This is a genomic window from Silvania confinis (assembly GCF_025564085.1).
Classification (GTDB): Bacteria; Pseudomonadota; Gammaproteobacteria; order Enterobacterales; family Enterobacteriaceae; genus Enterobacter; species Enterobacter confinis.
On sequence record NZ_JAMGZJ010000078.1, the window covers coordinates 311,678 to 328,197 of the forward strand.

Genomic DNA, 16,520 nt, shown 5'->3' on the forward strand with positions numbered 1-16,520 from the left:
TCCTTATTTATTAAAGGCGATGCCGATTGTTTTACCTGAGCCAGTTGGTTTTTGCCAGCTCCAGAACTTCGTCGCCGCGTCCGCTGATAATCGCGCGCAGCATATACAGGCTAAAGCCCTTCGCCTGCTCGAGCTTGATTTGCGGCGGAATAGCCAGTTCATCTTTGGCGACCACCACGTCCACCAGCACCGGACCATCGGTGGCAAAGGCCCGCTGCAGCGCCCCGTCCACCTCGGACGCTTTCTCCACCCGAATGCCGGTGATGCCGCAGGCTTCGGCTATTCTCGCGAAGTTGGTGTCGTGCAGGTCAGTGCCGTCGGTCAGATAACCCCCGGCTTTCATCTCCATCGCCACAAATCCCAGCACGCTGTTATTAAAAACGATAATTTTGATTGGCAGTTTCATCTGCACCACCGACAGGAAATCACCCATCAGCATGCTGAATCCCCCGTCGCCGCACATCGCCACCACCTGCCTGTCCGGGGCGGTGGCCTTGGCCCCCAGCGCCTGCGGCATGGCGTTGGCCATTGAGCCGTGGTTAAACGAACCCAGCAGGCGGCGCTTGCCGTTCATTTTCAGGTAGCGGGCGGCCCACACGGTGGGTGTGCCCACGTCGCAGGTAAAGATCGCGTCTTCGTCGGCGTAGTGGCTGATTTGCTGCGCCAGATACTGCGGGTGCAGGGCTTTGTCGCCAGGTTTGGCGAGATCGTCCAGCCCTTTGCGCGCATCGCGATAGTCGCTGAGCGCTTTATCGAGGAACTTACGCTCGGTTTTCTCCTCCAGCAGCGGCAGCAGGGCGCTCAGTGTGGATTTGATGTCGCCCACCAGCGCCATGTCCACTTTGCTGTGCGCGCCGATGCTGGCGGGATTGATGTCGATCTGAATGATTTTGGCGTCGGTAGGGTAGAACGCGCGATACGGGAACTGGGTGCCGAGCAGCACCAGCGTGTCGGCGTTCATCATGGTGTGGAACCCGGACGAGAAGCCGATAAGCCCGGTCATCCCCACGTCAAAGGGGTTATCGTATTCCACGTGCTCTTTGCCGCGCAGGGCGTGAACAATCGGCGCTTTCAGGGTACTGGCAAATTCCAGCAGCTCGTCATGCGCGCCTGCACAGCCGCTACCGCACATCAGGGCGATATTGCTGGAGTAGCGCAGCAGCTGGGCCAGTTTTTTTAGCTCGGCATGCGTGGGGGTGACCACCGGCTGCGGGGCCGGATACCAGTGGCTGCTGGCGCTTTCTGGAGCAGGCTGAAGCGCCACGTCGCCGGGCAGCACAATCACCGACACACCGCGGTTCAGAATAGCGTTGCGCAGCGCCAGCGCCAGCACCTGGGGGATCTGCTCCGGCGTGGAGACCAGTTCGCAATAGTGGCTGCATTCACGAAACAGCTCCTGAGGGTGCGTCTCCTGAAAATAGCCGCTGCCGATCTCGCTCGACGGAATGTGGGCCGCAATCGCCAGCACCGGGACATGGTTGCGATGGCAATCAAACAGGCCGTTGATCAGATGCAGGTTGCCCGGCCCGCAGGAGCCTGCGCAGACTGCCAGCTCGCCGGTTAACTGCGCTTCTGCCCCGGCGGCAAAGGCGGCGACCTCTTCATGGCGGGTGGGCATCCAGTCGATGGTGCCCATCCGGTTCAGGCTGTCGCTCAGGCCGTTGAGCGAATCGCCGGTCACGCCCCAGATCCGTTTTACGCCGACCTGTTCGAGCATTTTCGCAATGTAGTTTGCCACGGTTTGTTTCATGGTTGTCCGTCTCCTGATTGTGATCACGCTAACAAGCTTAGATGAAACTCACCGCTGTGCCCGCGAAAGGCTCCCCCCTCATTAATAGCTGCTTTCATTGAGCAACATTTCGTCATATTGTGATGCGACACAGGATAAAAACAGGAATCAATTCAAATGGTTAAATCATTGTTAATGGCTGTTAATAAAACGCTAACGAACGACGATTTCGGTAAGCTGTTGTTACGTCTGGCGGTTGGGGGATTGATGCTGTTTCACGGCATGCATAAAGCCATCGATGGGGTCGGTGGTATTGCCGGAATGCTGGCGGCGAAAGGGCTGCCGGGCTTTATTGCTTACGGGGTGCTGGTGGGTGAAGTGCTGGCCCCGATCCTGATTATCCTCGGGATCCTCACGCGTCCGTCGGCGCTGGTGCTGGCCTTTACCATGGTGGTCGCCTGGTTGATGGTCGGAACGGGTAAAACCTTCGCGCTGGATGCGGTAGGGGCGTGGGCGATTGAAAGCCTGGTTTACTTCTTCGTGGGCGCGCTGGCGGTGGCGTTCTTAGGGGCGGGGCGGTATTCGGTAGTGAGCGATCCTGTCTGGAAGTAACGCCGGGCGGCACTGCGTTTGCCCGGCCTACAAGACCCGTAGGCCCGGTAAGCGAAGCGCCACCGGGCAGTAGAGCACGGACTTTTAGGCCCGGTAAGCGCGAGCGCCACCGGGCTTTTTTATCAGGCCAGAACCAGATCGCCCTGCGGATGGCAGGAGCACGCCAGCACGTAACCTTCGGCAATTTCGGCATCGGTCAGCGTCATGGTGCTGCTGACTGTGTAGTTGCCGTCGACCACTTTCGTTTTGCAGCAACCGCACACGCCTGCACGACAGGCGGCCACGATCGGCACGTCATTGCTTTCCAGCGCTTCCAGCAGGGTGCTGCCGACGCGGCCAAAGAAGGTCTTCGCCGGCTGCAACTTAGTGAACTTAAGCCCGCTGGTGGCCGCCTCCGCTACGGGGGTAAAGAACTGCTCTTTAAAGAAGCGGCTCACGCCCAGGGCTTTCACCTCTTCTTCAACGATGTCCATATACGGTGCCGGGCCACAGGTCATGACGGTGCGCGCGGCGATATCCGGCACGCGCTGCAGCAGCTCGCGGTTCAGACGACCGGCCACAAAGCCGTCGGTAGCGTTGTTTTCAGCGACCAGCGTCACCGGGTAATTACGCCATTCGTCAGCAAAAATCACATCCTCTGGCGAACGCACGCTGAAGATCACTTCCACGTCGGCCTGCGGACGGTTTTTTGCCAGCCAGCGACGCATCGACATCACCGGCGTCACGCCACAGCCGGCGGCCAGCAGCAGGAATTTATCTTCCGGCTTGTCGTCACAGGTGAAATCACCCTGTGCGTCGGAAAGCCAGATGTAATCCCCACGCTTCACGTCACCGGTCAGCCACTGCGAACCTGCCCCCTCATCAATGCGACGGATGGTCAGCGTAATGTACTCGCTGATGCCTGGCGTTGAGGAGATCGTATACGCACGCAGCGTCTCGGCTGAGTTGCGTACGCTGACCAGCGCATACTGCCCGGCACGGTAGGGATAATAGTCGTGACACAGCAACGAAATCGTCCAGACATCCGGCGTTTCCTGATGGATGTGATGAACCTGCATCCGCCACGGGCACTGATGGGTTGGCATTGTCATTACAGGCTCCTTACGCGCTCAGCAGTTGCTTCATGTCTTCTTCAACGGTGGTCACGGAACGCAGACCAAATTTCTCGTTGAGGATGGCCAGCAGATCCGGCGTAAAGAAGCCTGGTGCCGTTGGACCGGTGACGATGTTTTTCACGCCCAGCGACAGCAGGGTCAGCAGGATCACAATCGCTTTCTGTTCGAACCAGGAGAGCACCAGCGACAGCGGCAGGTCGTTCACGCCACAGCCCAGTTTTTCTGCCAGGGTAACGGCCAGAATGATCGCCGAGTAAGCATCGTTACACTGACCGGCATCCACCAGACGCGGCAGGCCTTCGATATCCCCGAAATCGAGTTTGTTGAAACGGTATTTACCGCAGGCCAGGGTCAGGATCAGGCAGTCGTCCGGGACGCTGGTGGCGAAATCGGTGAAGTAGTTACGTTCGCCGCGCGCGCCGTCACAGCCGCCGATCAGGAAGATGTGGCGCAGTTTTTCGCGGCTCACCAGGTCAATCAGGGAATCGGCTGCGCCCAGCAGGGTCTCACGGCCGAACCCGACGGTGATCAGGTGCGGGATTTCGCTGTACGGGAAGCCAGCCATCTGCTGTGCCTGGGCAATCACTGGCGCAAAGTCGTCGCCTTCGAGGTGACTCACGTCCGGCCAGCCGACGATGCTGCGGGTCCAGATGCGGTCATCGTAAGCACCCACGGTAGGGTCGATGATGCAGTTAGAGGTCATTACGATTGGGCCAGGGAAACGGGCAAACTCAACCTGCTGGTTCTGCCAGCCGCTGCCGTAGTTACCGATCAGGTGTTTGAATTTACGCAGCTCCGGGTAGCCGTGGGCGGGCAGCATTTCGCCGTGGGTATAGATGTTAACGCCGGTGCCTTCGGTTTGTACCAGCAGGTTGTACAGATCTTTCAGGTCATGGCCGGAGATCAGGATGCACTTCCCTTCGGTGGCTTTGACGTTCACCTGCGTTGGGGTCGGGTGGCCGTATTTGTTGGTTTCACCGGCGTCCAGAATGCTCATCACTTTGAAGTTCATCTGGCCGATTTCCATGGAACACTCCAGCAGAGCGTTCATATCGGACGGCCAGGTGCCCAGCCACGCCATAATTTTGTGGTACTGGGCGTAGATGTCGTTGTCGTACTGATCAAGAACGTGGGCGTGTTCCATGTAGGCCGCCGCACCTTTAAGACCGTACAGGCACAGCAGGCGCAAGCCGAGAATGTTCTCGCCAATCGCGGCTTTGTCTTTGTTCGGGGTAAAGTCTGCCGCCTGACGCTGCAGGTCGCCCAGATCGTCGCTGACCAGCTGCAGGTCTGCCATTGGGTTATCGACGGTGGCGTTAGCATCCATGTTCAGAGACTGCGCTTTCAGCGCTTCACGCAGGGCGATGGCTTCGCGCGCGTAGCCGACGATACGGGGGGAATCGAAGTTAACGTTAGTCAGGGTGGAGAAAAACGCGCGTGGCGCGAAATTGTCTACGTAGTGGTCGACAATGCCGTATTCACGGGCTTTTACCGCCCAGGCAGATAAACCCTGCAGGGAGGCGATCAGCAGATCCTGCAGATCGGAGGTTTGTGCGGTTTTACCGCACATACCCTGCGCGTAAGAGCAGCCGTTGCCGACCGGGGTACGGATGGTTTGTTCACATTGCACACAAAACATAATCACACCTGTTAAAGTTATATTTTAAATACATGTTCAAGATTATGCTGGTGCCAGAGCGGAGGGAAGGTCTTTCTGCTACAAAATAGAGGGAGATTGATTTAGCGCAATTTTGGCGGTAGCAGGCTACCGCCGAAGAAGTATCAGGCCGAGAAGAACGCCATCATTACCGGGACCAGCAGGCTTAAAATAAAGCCGTGGACGATGGCGGCAGGCACCATTTCCAGCCCGCCTGAACGCTGCAGGACCGGCAGGGTAAAGTCCATCGAGGTGGCCCCGCACAGACCCAGCGCCGTGGAGCGACTGCGGCGCACCAGCCCGGGGATCAGCATAATGGCGATCAGCTCGCGTCCCAGGTCATTAAAGAAGGCGGCGCTGCCAATCACCGGACCAAAGGATTCGGTTAACAGAATGCCGGACAGAGAATACCAGCCAAAACCGGAGGCCATCGCCAGCGCGGTGTTCAGCGGCAGGTCGAGAATAAAGGCATTGATCACGCCGCCTACCATTGAACTGCCCACCACGACGACGGCGACCATCATTCCCCGACGGTTGAGCACGATCTGTTTTAAGGTCATGCCGTTATTACGCAGCTGAATACCAATCAGGAACAGCAGGAAGATGAGGGTATATTCGCTGGCCTCGGTGGCGTGTTGTAAAAAATCCAGCCCGCTGAGCCCCAGCAAAAAGCCAATCAGCACCACGCCGCACAGTTTTAATGACTCCAGCGCCATCGCGATACGCGAGGGTAATTTTTCCTGCTGATGGTGGTTTTTCCACGGAATAGTGCGCTCCAGCCAGAACAGGGCCGCAATATTGCACAGCAAAATAACCACAATAGTAATAATGGAATAATGCAGGATAGCCAACAGGTTGCTCGCCAGATTATCGAGGAAGGCGAGGCTTATCCCCATGAAAAACAAAATGACGTAGACAATCCAGCTCAGGAAGCGATTGATGAGTTTTAACGCTGATAGCTGGCGAAGAGGAATGAGATAGCCCACGATCAGCGGGATCAGAATGATTAAGAGTCCTGAAAACATGAACAACCGGGTCCTTTTTTTGAGTGGCGCAATAGCGGCAGAGACACTACCCAATTAAGGCTGTTCAGTAAAGGTGCAAAATAAAAGCCGGGTAGCGTTAACGCTGACCCGGCCTGGTATTTTTTATTTGGATACGTTATGCGTTATCTGACACCGTGTCACCCGAACGGGACGTCGCTCTTTTTTCGAGCAGGATGCGATACAGCAGGCCGCCAATAATACCGCCTACAATCGGCATCACCCAGAACAGCCACAGCTGCTGCAGTGCCCAGCCACCCTGGAAAATGGCCACCGCGGTGCTGCGCGCCGGGTTAACCGAAGTGTTGGTCACTGGAATGCTGATCAGGTGGATCAGGGTCAGCGCCAGGCCAATCGCAATCGGGGCAAAACCGGCAGGGGCGTGTTTGTCGGTTGCGCCGTGGATCACCAGCAGGAAGCCCGCTGTCAGCACAATTTCAATCACGATAGCAGACAGCATTGAGAAGCCGCCCGGGGAGTGTTCGCCAAAACCATTCGACGCAAAGCCGCTGGCCGCCGCGTCAAAGCCGGCTTTACCGCTGGCAACGACGTACAGAATGGCGGCGGCGATAATCCCGCCGATCACCTGGGCGATGATATAGCCAAGCACCTCTTTCGCCGGGAAACGACCGCCCGCCCACAGGCCGAGGGTCACCGCCGGGTTGAAATGACCGCCGGAAATATGGCCCACGGCATAGGCCATGGTTAACACGGTTAAGCCAAATGCCAGTGACACACCGACAAAGCCAATACCTAACTCTGGAAAACCTGCTGCCAGAACGGCGCTACCGCAGCCACCAAATACAAGCCAGAACGTACCAAAACATTCAGCTGCTAGCTTTCTGAACATAACCACCTCAATAAAATAGCGCTTACCTGCGCAAGAATTGTTTATCGCCAAAATAGGGCGACGATATTTAAAGCGTCACTATTCTAAAAATGCGGCACCTTGCTAACCAGTTAAATAAATAAGGTAAGTTTGATTTAGGGCAATGAGTTGCTGAACCTTTTTTACAAAGTCAGTCGAAAAAGCATAGTGCATTTTTGACAGGTCCGACATTTACCTCTTTTTATTTATTTCAAGTGAAAGCGGCTGATAAAAATCTTAATTTTCGCGGGTACTGTTCACTATTCGACAGACATCGCGTGTCGCTTGCGTGGGCTGGCGCTATACTCCTGATAACTTGAAGGAAAAAGTTGATCTCTCCCGGAGGGTACATGCTGCTTGAACGTGTGGAAATCGTCGGGTTTCGCGGCATTAATCGTTTGTCGCTGATGCTCGAGCAAAACAACGTCCTAATCGGTGAAAACGCCTGGGGCAAGTCCAGCCTGTTGGATGCGCTGACCCTGCTGCTGTCACCGGAATCCGACCTGTATCATTTTGTCCGTGACGACTTCTGGTTCCCGCCCGGCGATGTGCAGGGACGCGAACACCATCTGCATATCCTGTTGACCTTTTGCGAATCGGAGCCTGGCCGCCATCATGTCCGGCGCTATCGCCCGCTGGCCGACTGCTGGGCGAAATGTCCGGACAACCTTCACCGTATTTTTTATCGCCTCGAAGGCTCGCTGGCCGATGATGACAGCGTCCTGACCCTGCGCGAGTTTCTGGATGCCGAGGGTAACCCGCTGTCGCTCTCGACGATCGACGACCTGGCGAGCCATCTGGTGCGGCTGATGCCGGTTTTGCGCCTGCGCGATGCCCGCTTTATGCGGCGGATCCGCAACGGTACGGTGCCGCACATGCCCGACGTGGAGGTCACCGCCCGCGAGCTGGACTACCTGGCCCGTGAGCTGGTGGCCCGTCCGCAAAACTTAACCGACGGGCAGATCCGCCAGGGGCTGTCGGCGATGGTGCAGCTGCTGGAGCACTATTTCTCCGAGCAGGGCACTTCCCCGGTTCGCAACCGGCTGATGCGGCGCCGCTCGCACGATGAACAGCGCAGCTGGCGCTATCTCGACATCATTAACCGGATGATCGATAAGCCCGGCGGCCGTTCGCACCGGGTGATCCTGCTGGGACTGTTTTCCACCTTGCTGCAGGCGAAAGGCACCGTCCGGCTGGATCGCGATGCCCGTCCGCTGCTGCTGGTGGAAGATCCCGAGACCCGCCTGCACCCGATCATGCTGTCGGTGGCGTGGCATTTGCTCAACTTGCTTCCTTTACAGCGCATTACCACCACCAACTCCGGGGAGCTGCTGTCGTTAACGCCCGTAGAACACGTCTGCAGGCTGGTGCGTGAATCGTCCCGCGTCACCGCATACCGCCTTGGACCAGGAGGAATGAGTGCCGAAGACAGCCGCCGGATCGCCTTTCATATTCGCTTTAACCGCGCGTCGTCGCTGTTTGCCCGCTGCTGGCTGCTGGTGGAAGGGGAGACCGAAACCTGGGTCATCAACGAACTGGCCCGTCAGTGCGGTCATCACTTCGACGCCGAGGGTATAAAGGTGATTGAGTTCGCCCAGTCGGGCTTAAAACCGCTGGTGAAATTTGCCCGGCGAATGGGTATCGAGTGGCATGTGCTGGTGGACGGCGACGAGGCGGGCAAGAAATATGCCGCCACCGTGCGTGGGCTGCTTAACAATGATCGGGAAGAGGAGCGCGAACATCTGACGATATTGCCCGCCATGGACATGGAGCATTTCATGTACCGGCAGGGGTTTTCCGACGTGTTCCACCGGGTGGCGATGCTGCCGGAAAATATTCCGATGAACATCCGCCGGGTCATCATCAAGGCTATCCACCGTTCGTCTAAACCGGATCTGGCGATTGAGGTGGCGATGGAGGCCGGGCGCAGAGGGGTGGATTCCGTTCCCACCCTGCTGCGCAAAATGTTCTCCCGCGTGCTGTGGCTGGCGCGCGGCAGAGCGGATTAACGAAACAGCCCGGACATTTGCGCCGGGATCGTATCCAGCAGCTGATGGCGGCGGCGATACTCCGCGCGTTTTTTGCTGGCGATCTCGGCCTCGTTTTTACGCGCGACGGTGCCGGGAATATGGAAATAGCCGTCGGTATCGCACTCACCGCCGACGGTCTCCCAGAAGCTGCTATAGTCGGCGTGAATCTGTTCTTTTTTATCGCGGTAGCGCAGGCTGCGATAGATATGCGTTTCGTTGCTCACCGCCAGGATCTGCGTGACCCCGAAGCGGGCGGCAAACTGGCAAACCGCCTCCATTACCAGACGTTTCGGGAACAGCCCGTGGCAGGCTTTGGTCGCCTTCTGGATCTCCTCATGCGGCAACTCGCGTTTGCCGCCCTGCAAACCGCCAATAAATAACGTCGCCTGGTTCTGGTACTGACAGAGCGTGAAGGTCATTTCCGCCAGCGTTTCGCCCTCCTCATTACGCATCAGGATCGTGCTTTCCCCTTCTTTATCCAAGGTGATCATCATGGTGAGTTCGAGGGTGTATTTTTCGCCGTTTTTGCCTTCCAGCTGCGACAGCATTAACTCGCTGCCCCTCAGGTAGCCGCGCAGCTCCTCAGGCGTCAGGGTGTCATACAGCCGGCTGTAGTGGTAGCGGATGGCCTCCAGCAGCTGCTTGCGGTCAAGATTGACGGCCAGATAGGGGCGATGCAGACGCACGGGCAAGCGGGGCTGGCGGATCAACAGCTCGTTGAGATCCGGAAACTGCGCCAGCTCTGTCATCCATGCCAGGCTTAAGCGCGGCATCAGCAATGAGCGCAGCAGGAATTTCAACCGGAAGCTGCGACGGTGCCAGAACTCACCTGGACGCCATTTACCGCTAAACAGATTGAAGAACAATCCCAGACGGGTCATGGAGCGGGGCGGGATAAACGCGTGGTCGGTAAGCTGTGACATAGTGAAACCATCCAGTAGAATTGATGTATTCATTTCACCACCCGTATACTTAACCAAATATCAATAAGTCTGATACTCTCATCACCTTTCAAATTTTGTTTAACCGCAGTTGAAGTTATCCTTCTCATTTTGATGGATCACACGAAGGACTCAGGATCGCTATGAATATCAGGAAAAAGCTGAAAAAACGGTATGTGATAGCCGCGCTTATCATTATCGTTGCGCTGATTACCGCCTGGAGAACGCTGAATGCGCCGGTGCCGCACTATACGACGCTGATTGTCCGTCCGGGCGAACTGCAGCAGAACGTGCTGGCGACTGGCAAGCTGGACGCGCTCCGTAAAGTTGATGTCGGCGCACAGGTCAGCGGGCAGTTGAAAACGCTGTCGGTTGAAATTGGCGATAAGGTCAAAAAAGGGCAGCTGCTGGGGGTTATTGACCCGGAGCAGGCTGAAAACCAGATCAAAGAAGTGGAAGCGACACTGATGGAGCTGCGCGCGCAGCGTAGCCAGGCCGAGGCTGAGCGCAAGCTGGCACAGGTGACGCTGAACCGTCAGCGCAAGCTGGCCACCACTCAGGCTATCTCGCAGCAGGAGCTGGATACCGCGGCCACCGAGCTGGCGGTAAAACAGGCGCAGATTGGCACCATCGATGCGCAGATTAAACGCAATCAGGCCACGCTGGACAGCGCTAAAACCAACTTCGATTACACCCGCATTGTGGCCCCGATGGGCGGAGAAGTGACGCAAATCACCACCCTGCAGGGCCAGACGGTGATTGCGGCTCAGCAGGCGCCAAATATTCTGACGCTCGCGGACATGAGCACCATGCTGGTGAAGGCGCAGGTGTCGGAAGCCGACGTTATCCATCTTAAGCCGGGGCAAAAAGCCTGGTTTACGGTGCTGGGCGATCCGCAGACCCGCTACGAAGGCGTGCTGAAAGACATTCTGCCGACGCCGGAAAAAGTCAACGACGCCATTTTCTACCATGCCCGCTTTGAAGTGCCTAACCCGCAAGGGGTGCTGCGTCTGGAGATGACGGCCCAGGTGCATATCCAACTGACCGGAGTGAAGAACGTGCTCACCATTCCGCTGGCGGCGCTGGGCGAATCCGCAGGCGACAACCGCTATAAAGTGAAAGTGCTGCGCAATGGGGAGACCCGCGAGCGCGAAGTCAGCCTCGGTGCGCGCAACGACACCGACGTAGTGGTGGTAAAAGGGCTGGAAGAGGGTGAAGAAGTGGTCACCAGCGAGAGCCTGCCTGGGGCGGCGAAATGACCGCACTGCTTGAACTGAATGACATTCGCCGCAGCTATCCCTCCGGGGATGGACCGGTGGAGGTGCTGAAAGGCATTACCCTGCGGGTGGAAGCGGGGGAAATGGTGGCGATTATCGGTGCCTCGGGCTCCGGTAAATCGACGCTGATGAATATCCTCGGCTGCCTGGATAAACCCACCAGCGGCACCTATCGCGTCGCCGGAACCGATATCGCCACGCTGGACAGCGACGCGCTGGCGAAACTGCGCCGGGAGCATTTCGGCTTTATCTTCCAGCGCTACCATTTGCTGTCGCATCTTAGCGCCGTGCAAAACGTCGAAGTGCCTGCGGTGTACGCGGGCGTGGAGCGCAAAAAGCGCCTTGAACGCGCCCAGGCGCTGTTAACCCGGCTGGGGCTGGGCGAGCGGGTGGATTACCAACCTTCGCAGCTCTCCGGCGGGCAGCAGCAGCGCGTGAGTATCGCCAGGGCGTTGATGAACGGCGGCCAGGTGATCCTCGCCGATGAACCGACCGGGGCGCTGGACAGCCACTCCGGCGAAGAGGTGATGGCGATCCTTCACCAGCTGCGCGATCAGGGGCACACGGTGATCATCGTGACCCACGATCCGCAGGTCGCAGCGCAGGCCGGGCGGATCGTCGAGATCCACGACGGTGAATTAGTCAGTAATCCCCCGCCCAACAGCAACGCCACCCGGCGACAGGACGTTGTGCTACCGCCGCCGTCCGGCTGGGGGCAGTTCGTCAGCAGCTTTCGCGAGGCGCTGACCATGGCGTGGCTGGCGATGGCCGCCAACAAGATGCGTACCCTGCTGACGATGCTGGGGATCATTATCGGCATCGCCTCGGTGGTGTCGATTGTGGTGGTGGGCGATGCCGCTAAACAGCTGGTGCTGGCGGACATTCGCGCCATCGGCACCAATACTATCGATGTTTATCCCGGCAAAGATTTTGGCGACGACGAGCCGCAGTTTCAGCAGGCGCTGAAATATGACGATCTCGCCGCCATCCAGAAGCAGCCGTGGGTTAACTCCGCCACGCCTGCGGTGTCGCAGAGCCTGCGGCTGCGCTACGGGAACATTGACGTGGCGGCCAGCGCGAACGGCGTCAGCGGCGACTATTTTAACGTCTACGGCATGACCTTCAGCCAGGGAACCACCTTTAACGCCGAGCAGCTGTCAGGCCGGGCGCAGGTGGTGGTGCTGGATGCCAACTCCCGGCGGCAGTTGTTCCCCAACAAAGCCAATGTCGTGGGGGAGATTATCCTGGTGGGGAACATGCCTGCGACGGTGATCGGGGTGGCAGAAGAGAAGCAGTCGATGTTTGGCAGCAGCAAAATTTTGCGCGTCTGGCTGCCTTACTCGACCATTTCCGGGCGCATTATGGGCCAGTCGTGGCTGAACTCGATCACCGTCCGGGTGAAGGAGGGCTACGACAGTACGCTGGCGGAACAGCAGCTCGAACGGATGCTGTTGCTGCGCCACGGCAAGAAAGATTTCTTCACCTGGAACATGGACGGTCTCTTGAAAACGGCTGAAAAGACCACACGTACTTTACAGCTCTTTCTCACGCTGGTGGCGATCATCTCCCTGCTGGTGGGGGGCATTGGGGTGATGAATATCATGCTGGTGTCAGTGACCGAGCGCACGCGTGAAATCGGCATCCGCATGGCGGTCGGGGCCCGGGCCAGCGACGTGCTGCAGCAGTTTTTAATCGAAGCGGTGCTGGTGTGTCTGGTGGGCGGTGCGTTGGGGATTTCGCTCTCGCTGATGATCGCCTTTACGCTGCAGCTGTTTTTACCCGGCTGGGAAATTGGCTTCTCGCCGATGGCGTTGCTGACCGCGTTCCTCTGTTCAACCTTTACCGGGGTATTGTTCGGCTGGCTACCGGCGCGCAATGCGGCGCGACTGGATCCGGTGGACGCACTAGCCCGGGAGTGAGTTTTTGCCGGACAAGATGGCAATAAAAATGCCAGCCGATCGGGCTGGCATTTTGAGTGCAGGGTGTACACAATAAAACAGAGAGCTAAGCCACCGCTTCTGCTTCGAAAGGCACAATGACGCTGGCATGATTGCCTTTTGGCCCCAGGTGCACATCGAACCGGACGGCTTGCCCGGCTTTTAACGTTCTGTAACCATCCATCTGAATGGTGGAGTAATGGGCGAAGATATCTTCGCCGCCGCCTTCAGGGCAAATGAAACCAAACCCTTTGGCGTTGTTGAACCACTTAACAGTACCCGTTTCCATGCTTCGACATCCTTCGAAATCTTATTAGTAAGATGTAATGAACCGGTGGTGGAGCGGGAGTTGGTCAAAACCTCGCCAACTCACGCCTGTACAATTTAGATAAACCAAATAGATCGTCAAGCATTTGCCGGGTTTGTGAGGGTAAAAATGAATCAAAATTTGAAGCAGTTAACGCTATTGGCAGGTATTGTGACAGATATCGCGGATGACAATAATCGATGTGAGTTATCTGACATCTGAGGTAGATTCAAGGTATGCATAGCCTTCGAACAGTGTCAGAGCACGCCACCGAAGACCATAAATCGATGATGACGACAGACAATGGGTAAGACGAACGACTGGCTGGATTTTGACAAGCTGGCGGAAGATAAAGTGCGCGACGCGCTAAAACCGCCATCTATGTATAAAGTTATGTTAATGAACGATGACTACACGCCGATGGAATTTGTTATTGACGTGCTACAAAAGTTCTTTTCTTATGATGTAGAACGTGCAACGCAACTGATGCTTACGGTTCACTATCACGGCAAAGCGATCTGCGGTGTTTTTACAGCAGAAGTCGCCGAAACCAAAGTGGCGATGGTGAACGAGTACGCGAGGGAGAACGAGCATCCGTTGCTGTGTACGCTGGAAAAAGCCTGAATAAGGCAATGAAAATTGGGGGAGGTGCCTATGCTCAATCAAGAACTGGAACTCAGTTTAAACATGGCTTTCGCCAGAGCGCGTGAGCACCGACATGAATTTATGACGGTCGAGCACTTGCTGCTTGCACTGCTTAGCAATCCATCCGCCCGTGAAGCGCTGGAAGCGTGCTCGGTTGATCTTGTCGCATTGCGCCAGGAGCTCGAAGCCTTCATCGAACAAACCACACCGGTGCTGCCTGAAAGCGGTGAGGAGCGCGACACTCAGCCGACGCTCAGCTTCCAGCGCGTCCTGCAGCGCGCGGTATTCCACGTCCAGTCTTCAGGACGTAGCGAAGTCACCGGCGCGAACGTGCTGGTTGCCATCTTTAGCGAGCAGGAGTCACAGGCCGCGTATCTGCTGCGCAAACACGAAGTCAGCCGCCTCGACGTGGTGAACTTCATCTCTCACGGAACACGTAAAGACGAGCCGAATCAGGCCTCGGATTCCAGCAGTCAGGTCAACAGCGAAGAGCAAGCAGGCGGGGAGGAACGTATGGAAAACTTCACCACCAATCTCAATCAGCTTGCCCGTGTCGGCGGTATCGATCCGCTGATTGGCCGCGATAAAGAGCTGGAACGGGCGATTCAGGTACTGTGCCGCCGCCGCAAGAACAACCCGCTGCTGGTGGGTGAATCGGGTGTCGGTAAAACGGCCATCGCCGAAGGCCTGGCCTGGCGTATCGTGCAGGGCGACGTGCCGGAAGTGATCGCCGATTGCACCATTTACTCGCTCGATATTGGCTCTCTGCTGGCCGGCACCAAATACCGCGGTGATTTTGAAAAACGCTTCAAAGCGCTGCTCAAGCAGCTGGAGCAGGACACCAGCAGCATCCTGTTTATTGATGAGATCCATACCATCATTGGTGCCGGTGCGGCATCGGGTGGCCAGGTCGATGCTGCCAACCTGATCAAACCGCTGCTCTCCAGCGGCAAGATCCGTGTGATGGGCTCGACCACCTATCAGGAGTTCAGCAACATTTTCGAGAAAGACCGTGCGCTGGCACGTCGCTTCCAGAAAATCGACATTACTGAGCCTTCTGTTGAAGAGACTGTCCAGATAATCAACGGCCTGAAACCTAAGTACGAAGCGCACCACGACGTGCGTTATACCGCAAAAGCGGTCCGTGCGGCGGTGGAGCTGGCGGTGAAATACATCAACGACCGTCATCTGCCGGATAAAGCGATTGATGTGATCGACGAAGCGGGCGCGCGTGCGCGTCTGATGCCGGTCAGCAAGCGTAAAAAAACGGTCAACGTGGCGGATATCGAATCTGTGGTAGCGCGTATCGCGCGTATCCCTGAGAAGAGCGTTTCTCAGAGCGACCGCGACACGCTGAAAAACCTCAGCGATCGTCTGAAAATGCTGGTCTTTGGTCAGGGCAAAGCCATCGAGGCGTTAACCGAAGCCATTAAGATGGCCCGCGCCGGGCTGGGGCACGATCATAAACCTGTGGGGTCTTTCCTGTTTGCCGGTCCGACCGGGGTAGGGAAAACCGAGGTTACGGTGCAGCTCTCCAAAGCGCTGGGCATTGAGCTGCTGCGTTTTGATATGTCGGAGTATATGGAGCGTCACACCGTCAGTCGTCTGATTGGTGCGCCTCCAGGATATGTTGGCTTTGACCAGGGCGGTCTGCTCACCGATGCGGTGATCAAGCATCCTCACGCGGTTCTGCTGCTCGATGAAATCGAGAAAGCGCACCCGGACGTCTTTAACCTGCTGCTGCAGGTGATGGACAACGGCACGCTGACCGACAACAACGGGCGCAAGGCGGACTTCCGCAACGTGGTGATGGTGATGACCACCAACGCCGGGGTGCGTGAAACCGAGCGTAAATCCATTGGCCTGATCCACCAGGATAACAGCACCGATGCGATGGAAGAGATCAAGAAGGTCTTTACGCCGGAGTTCCGTAACCGTCTGGACAACATTATCTGGTTCGATCACCTTTCTACCGAGGTGATCCATCAGGTAGTGGACAAGTTCATCGTCGAGTTGCAGGTTCAGCTGGATCAGAAAGGCGTGTCGCTGGAAGTGAGTCAGGAAGCGCGCGACTGGCTGGCAGAGAAAGGCTACGACCGTGCAATGGGTGCCCGTCCGATGACGCGTGTGATTCAGGATAACCTGAAGAAACCGCTGGCCAACGAGCTGCTGTTTGGCTCACTGGTGGACGGCGGCCAGGTGACGGTTGCGCTGAACCCGGAGAAGGGCGAGCTGACGTACGATTTCCAGAGCGCGCAGAAACATAAGCCGGAAGCGGCTCACTAAGATTTTGTATTGATGGTAAAAACCGGGCGCAAGCCCGGTTTTTTTATGCCTGTTGATACCTAAAGCAAAACGA

At 57.0% G+C, this 16,520-nt stretch carries 13 protein-coding genes; 6 read left to right on the top strand and 7 right to left on the bottom strand.

The genetic code is table 11. The features are described 5' to 3' along the window. Window positions 1–31: 31 nt before the first annotated feature. Window positions 32–1,750 carry a ubiquinone-dependent pyruvate dehydrogenase gene (poxB, locus tag M8013_RS19280; RefSeq protein ID WP_271269389.1) on the bottom strand — a complete coding sequence of 573 codons (1,719 nt, stop codon included), beginning with the start codon at window positions 1,748–1,750 and terminating at the stop codon, window positions 32–34. Between the two features lie 156 nt (window positions 1,751–1,906). Between poxB and M8013_RS19285 the strand changes: the two genes are divergently transcribed. Continuing rightward, complete coding sequence (locus tag M8013_RS19285; RefSeq protein WP_271269390.1) at window positions 1,907–2,341, top strand: DoxX family protein; 435 nt, start codon at window positions 1,907–1,909, stop codon at window positions 2,339–2,341. A gap of 122 nt (window positions 2,342–2,463) precedes the next feature. Here M8013_RS19285 and hcr read toward each other — a convergent pair whose 3' ends face one another. The 4 genes from hcr to aqpZ all read right to left on the bottom strand — a co-directional run bounded on the left by hcr (window position 2,464) and on the right by aqpZ (window position 7,006). Next, the gene (gene hcr / locus M8013_RS19290; RefSeq protein ID WP_271269391.1) at window positions 2,464–3,432 is read right to left on the bottom strand and encodes an NADH oxidoreductase; all 969 of its coding nucleotides are present in this window, start codon (window positions 3,430–3,432) and stop codon (window positions 2,464–2,466) included. A 10-nt stretch (window positions 3,433–3,442) separates the two neighbouring features. Beyond that, window positions 3,443–5,095, bottom strand: coding sequence for a hydroxylamine reductase (hcp, locus tag M8013_RS19295; RefSeq protein WP_271269392.1), 1,653 nt, complete (start codon window positions 5,093–5,095; stop codon window positions 3,443–3,445). Between the two features lie 143 nt (window positions 5,096–5,238). Beyond that, window positions 5,239–6,138 (bottom strand): LysO family transporter, encoded by a 900-nt coding sequence (locus M8013_RS19300; protein ID WP_271269393.1) that lies wholly within the window; start codon window positions 6,136–6,138, stop codon window positions 5,239–5,241. A 136-nt stretch (window positions 6,139–6,274) separates the two neighbouring features. Further along, window positions 6,275–7,006 carry an aquaporin Z gene (gene aqpZ / locus M8013_RS19305; protein ID WP_271269394.1) on the bottom strand — a complete coding sequence of 244 codons (732 nt, stop codon included), beginning with the start codon at window positions 7,004–7,006 and terminating at the stop codon, window positions 6,275–6,277. Window positions 7,007–7,374: 368 nt separating this feature from the next. Here aqpZ and M8013_RS19310 point away from each other — a divergent pair, with 368 nt between their 5' ends. After that, window positions 7,375–9,033 (top strand): ATP-dependent endonuclease, encoded by a 1,659-nt coding sequence (locus M8013_RS19310; protein WP_271269395.1) that lies wholly within the window; start codon window positions 7,375–7,377, stop codon window positions 9,031–9,033. Here the strand turns inward: M8013_RS19310 and M8013_RS19315 are convergent. Further along, on the bottom strand, window positions 9,030–9,977 hold the full coding sequence (locus M8013_RS19315; RefSeq protein WP_271270160.1) for a VirK/YbjX family protein: 948 nt from the start codon (window positions 9,975–9,977) through the stop codon (window positions 9,030–9,032). The genes M8013_RS19310 and M8013_RS19315 overlap by 4 nt on opposite strands. Before the next feature lie 161 nt (window positions 9,978–10,138). Here M8013_RS19315 and macA point away from each other — a divergent pair, with 161 nt between their 5' ends. Continuing rightward, the gene (macA, locus tag M8013_RS19320) at window positions 10,139–11,254 is read left to right on the top strand and encodes a macrolide transporter subunit MacA (RefSeq protein WP_271269396.1); all 1,116 of its coding nucleotides are present in this window, start codon (window positions 10,139–10,141) and stop codon (window positions 11,252–11,254) included. Continuing rightward, window positions 11,251–13,191 (top strand): macrolide ABC transporter ATP-binding protein/permease MacB, encoded by a 1,941-nt coding sequence (macB, locus tag M8013_RS19325; RefSeq protein ID WP_271269397.1) that lies wholly within the window; start codon window positions 11,251–11,253, stop codon window positions 13,189–13,191. Before macA ends, macB begins: the two co-directional genes overlap by 4 nt. Window positions 13,192–13,276: 85 nt before the next feature. On the opposite strand, the gene cspD is transcribed toward macB, so the two are convergent. Further along, a complete protein-coding gene (gene cspD, locus M8013_RS19330) occupies window positions 13,277–13,498 on the bottom strand; it encodes a cold shock-like protein CspD (protein ID WP_271269398.1) in 222 nt (73 codons plus the stop codon). Between the two features lie 321 nt (window positions 13,499–13,819). On the opposite strand from cspD, the gene clpS reads away from it, so the two are divergent. Beyond that, a complete protein-coding gene (clpS, locus tag M8013_RS19335) occupies window positions 13,820–14,140 on the top strand; it encodes an ATP-dependent Clp protease adapter ClpS (RefSeq protein ID WP_271269399.1) in 321 nt (106 codons plus the stop codon). Between the two features lie 30 nt (window positions 14,141–14,170). After that, on the top strand, window positions 14,171–16,447 hold the full coding sequence (clpA, locus tag M8013_RS19340) for an ATP-dependent Clp protease ATP-binding subunit ClpA (RefSeq protein ID WP_271269400.1): 2,277 nt from the start codon (window positions 14,171–14,173) through the stop codon (window positions 16,445–16,447). Window positions 16,448–16,520: the final 73 nt, after the last annotated feature.